The sequence below is a fragment of the Dulcicalothrix desertica PCC 7102 genome (assembly GCF_003991905.1).
Taxonomy (GTDB): Bacteria; Cyanobacteriota; Cyanobacteriia; order Cyanobacteriales; family Nostocaceae; genus Dulcicalothrix; species Dulcicalothrix desertica.
In genome coordinates, this window is record NZ_RSCL01000005.1 from 370843 (window position 1) to 373590 (window position 2748).

Consider the following 2748-nt stretch of genomic DNA (forward strand, 5'->3'; position numbering starts at 1 on the left):
GCCAGAAAAAAAATCATGGGGAGGTGGCGGAGCCAAAGGTCAAACAGAGTTAGAGAAATTAAACGACCGACTATTTTTCATCTGTACTCAATTGTCGGTGGATTATCCCTCTCGACAGTTCAAGTCACTATCAGATGTGCTAGTAACCGTAGGACTAGAGCCAGATGCAAAAAAAATGTTTGATTTAGCTATTGAATTAATTCGATAGTTTTTACCTAGTACATTGCAATAATTTAAGGAAATATGGGTATCACTGAAACCGATAAGGACAACGAGCGGGTACCCTATTTAAATCCAAAGGATTTTTATGGGGATACTCTAGACAGTTGGCAGGAGTCATGGGATGAAAATTTATCCCATTATCAAAACTTAGCTAACATAATTCAGCAATCTGTATTTATTCCTAACAAAGCGTTAATGCTACCAATAGCAGCTACTTACATGATGATTAGTAGTAAGTGGAGTATTAAGTGCGGAATACTTTTCAGTTACGGCGACGAAGGTAGTGGTAAGTCAGAAATTGCAAAAATAGCGGCTAGGTTACACGGTCAAAAAACACTGTTAACACCTACCACTACGTTTGCTGGGATTAGGAATGATATTAATGGTATGCGGTGGATTGACCCAGTTACTAAAGAGTTTGAAAAAGACGGAGCTATTTTATGCTGGGATAATTTACACACAGAAACATTAGAACGAGACTTAAAAATCTATCAAATGTTGTTGTTTGGCTATGACAGAAACACAGATAAAATTAGCATTGCTAACAACGATGGCACTAACATTGATTATTACGTTTATTGTCCTAAGATTATTAGTTCTGTATCTGCTATACACTTAGTGCCAGAATTTTCAGAGCTTATTAGACGAATTATTCTAATACCTCATAAAAAATACGAAAAGTTTTCACCTGAAGAAAGAAGAGAGTATGACGGTATAGATATAAACATGGATAGAATACCGTTTGAATCAATATCTTGGGAGGGATTTGAGGAAAAGTTTTTTGTATTTTGGAATGATAAAACTAACTGTCAGGACTACGTAGCATGGAGGAAGCAGTTAACCAAAAAAGGTAAAAAGCCATTTACTTTACCACCTTCAATAACATCTGCTAACTGGACTATAAGTATAGACTTGGTTGTTACTGGATTATTGATAGGTACTTGGAAAAGCATACAAGAAGCAGTAGAACATATAGGAGCTTATTGGGAATACGTGAACTTTAATTACTTAGCAGAAGGTACAGCTACCATAGGTCATTTAAGAAAGTTGATTGAACAAGAAGCAGGCGCGCAGTTAGCAGCTAATGAATTATTAGTAAACAATGGATTGGATGGACAGAAAATAACTATTGGCGCCCAAAAAGTTAAAGATTACTTGGGTGCTTTACAGAACGAAGGTAAGTTGGATATTACCCCTAGGACTAAAGACATTAACAAATTAATGGGAAGTCTAGGTTGGAAGTTAACTATTAAAGGTTGGGAGCAAACATGAACGAACAACAAAAAGTATTACTTAAACAATGGGTTGAAGCTTTACGTAGTGGTAAATATAAAAAAGATACGTGTCAGTTAAAGACTAGTAATGGATATTGTTGTATGGGTGTAGCTGTTGTGGTGCATCCAGAGTGGAAAATATCTAAAAAGAAAAAGCATTTTATTGATGAGTTAAATAAAGAAGTAGGTTGTGAAAACGAATTTCCTCCGGTAGAAATGCTAAAAGATTTTGGCTTAAATATTGAGCTTGTCCGAAAATTGATTCGCATGAATGATATTGAGCTTTTACCTTTTAAGGAAATAGCTGATTACATTGAGAAGGAATTACTGAGTAATGAATAAAAAGTATTACAGAAGTTATTTAGTAAGAATAACTAAAGAAGACTTGCCGCGAATAGTGCCGTGTCCTCAGTTTTTGGATGCCCAATGGATAAAAACAGCGTGTCAGTTAGGTGTAGAGGCAGAACTAGAAGTTTTAACTAATTGCTTAAATTGGGGAACTCAAGCAGTTGTTTTTAATAAACACGCTACTAAAATGACGTGCAACTTTAAAAATGGTGAGGTTGCTTATGGTAACTTCTGTGTAGTGTTATTAGGGCATAAGGGGAGAAAGTTAAACATTAATGATTTTCGTGGTTTAACTTCTGTTGATATGGCGCAAATTACATTAAAGGAATTGAAGCTAATATGAAAAGCCAGAATGTTTGCACAATTGCATTAAAGTTAAATATTAAAACTAAAGAAGCTAAAGTGACTGGCACTGATATTTACTTCGGTAGCGATGAATGGAATTTTTTAATGAAATACAACGGTTACTTTTCTCTTTATTGCAGAAATGAGCAAATAAATTTCTCTAATACCACTACAGGTGTTTATGCATATCACAAAGGTAAAAAGAAATATGTAACAAGGTTTTTTGAGCAATTAACTATTGAGAAATTGATTGAAATTACTAAGGAGATACTAGGATGATTAAGTTAGAGCTTGATGTTCAAAATGCTATTAGGTTTAGAGATTTTCTTGAAATGCAACAAGCAGATAACGAGTTCATGGCTTTGATTGATGCTTTTATGCCTCAACTAGTTATTGCAGCTAACGTAAACTCAAATCAAATTGAAGTACCTTTGTTTTTTCAAGAATTTCAACAACTAATTTATTTTCTTGAAAGCATCGATACAACATACATGCATATCATTGAGCGGATTGTACATGGTAAGTGGAGTAAGTTTTTGAATGAACTAGACGAAGGTTT

General features: G+C 34.4%; 6 protein-coding genes. All 6 read left to right on the top strand.

Features of this window, described 5'->3' with window-relative positions; translation table 11 throughout:
- On the top strand, nt 1-208 hold a 208-nt coding region (locus tag DSM106972_RS52525), incomplete at its 5' end, for a hypothetical protein (protein WP_201800718.1).
- A 35-nt stretch (nt 209-243) separates the two neighbouring features.
- Nucleotides 244-1494 carry a P-loop NTPase family protein gene (locus DSM106972_RS13025; RefSeq protein WP_127081107.1) on the top strand — a complete coding sequence of 417 codons (1251 nt, stop codon included), beginning with the start codon at nt 244-246 and terminating at the stop codon, nt 1492-1494.
- Nucleotides 1491-1838, top strand: a complete 348-nt coding sequence (locus tag DSM106972_RS13030; RefSeq protein ID WP_127081108.1) for a hypothetical protein — start codon at nt 1491-1493, stop codon at nt 1836-1838. The genes DSM106972_RS13025 and DSM106972_RS13030 overlap by 4 nt, the downstream gene beginning before the upstream one ends.
- Nucleotides 1831-2187 (top strand): hypothetical protein, encoded by a 357-nt coding sequence (locus DSM106972_RS13035; RefSeq protein ID WP_127081109.1) that lies wholly within the window; start codon nt 1831-1833, stop codon nt 2185-2187. The genes DSM106972_RS13030 and DSM106972_RS13035 overlap by 8 nt, the downstream gene beginning before the upstream one ends.
- A complete protein-coding gene (locus tag DSM106972_RS13040) occupies nt 2184-2468 on the top strand; it encodes a hypothetical protein (protein WP_127081110.1) in 285 nt (94 codons plus the stop codon). The genes DSM106972_RS13035 and DSM106972_RS13040 overlap by 4 nt, the downstream gene beginning before the upstream one ends.
- Nucleotides 2465-2748, top strand: a 284-nt coding sequence (locus DSM106972_RS13045; protein WP_201800719.1) for a hypothetical protein, incomplete at its 3' end; no start/stop codon positions are given. The genes DSM106972_RS13040 and DSM106972_RS13045, both read left to right, overlap by 4 nt.

Bases quoted from the DNA above. Each gene is read 5' to 3' on its own strand.
- DSM106972_RS13025 (WP_127081107.1), top strand. From the start codon at position 244: ATGGGTATCACTGAAACCGATAAGGACAACGAGCGGGTACCCTATTTA.
- DSM106972_RS13030 (WP_127081108.1), top strand. From the start codon at position 1,491: ATGAACGAACAACAAAAAGTATTACTTAAACAATGGGTTGAAGCTTTA.
- DSM106972_RS13035 (WP_127081109.1), top strand. From the start codon at position 1,831: ATGAATAAAAAGTATTACAGAAGTTATTTAGTAAGAATAACTAAAGAA.
- DSM106972_RS13040 (WP_127081110.1), top strand. From the start codon at position 2,184: ATGAAAAGCCAGAATGTTTGCACAATTGCATTAAAGTTAAATATTAAA.